Origin of the sequence: Priestia sp. BR_2, from assembly GCF_041954005.1 — a bacterium.
GTDB lineage: Bacteria > Bacillota > Bacilli > Paenibacillales > Paenibacillaceae > Paenibacillus_AQ > Paenibacillus_AQ lautus_A.
Genome location: NZ_JAVFHM010000246.1, coordinates 1 through 513 on the forward strand (window position 1 = coordinate 1; position 513 = coordinate 513).

The 513-nt window shown below is 53.8% G+C and carries 1 pseudogene; it reads left to right on the forward strand.

The annotated features are described in order from the left end of the window. Positions 1-369, forward strand: a pseudogene (locus RB298_RS19205) (collagen-like protein); the annotation flags it as partial. Positions 370-513 lie beyond the last annotated feature (144 nt).

The following is a 513-nucleotide window of genomic DNA, read 5'->3' on the forward strand; positions in this document are numbered from 1 at the left end:
TTGTCTGTGATAGTGACAGGCGGGACAGAGGTAACAGAGACAAAAGAAGCAACACGAGTCACTGGTGCACCAGGTGATACAAGCGCAACAGGAGCAACAGGGGCAACGCGTGCAACAGGAGAAACAGGAGCAACAGGTGCAACAGGAGCAACAGGAGTAACAGGAGCAACAGGAGCAACAGGAGAAACTGGAGCAACAGGAGCAACAGGAGCAACAGGAGCAACGGGAGCAACAGGTGCAACAGGAGCAACAGGAGAAACAGGAGCAACGGGGGCAACGGGAGCCACAGGAGCAACAGGAGCAAGAGGAGCAACCGGAGAAACGGGAGTCACAGGGGAAAAAGGAGCAACGGGGGTAACAGGAGCATAGGGGAGAACGGGAGCGATGGAGGTAACGGGAGCAAGTGGAATAACACTGTGACTGATACACGTCTACGGGCCGACGCGACGGAGCTACATCGAGTATGCCGTCTACTGCTTGGTAAAGAAAAACACAATATGTAATCAGACTATG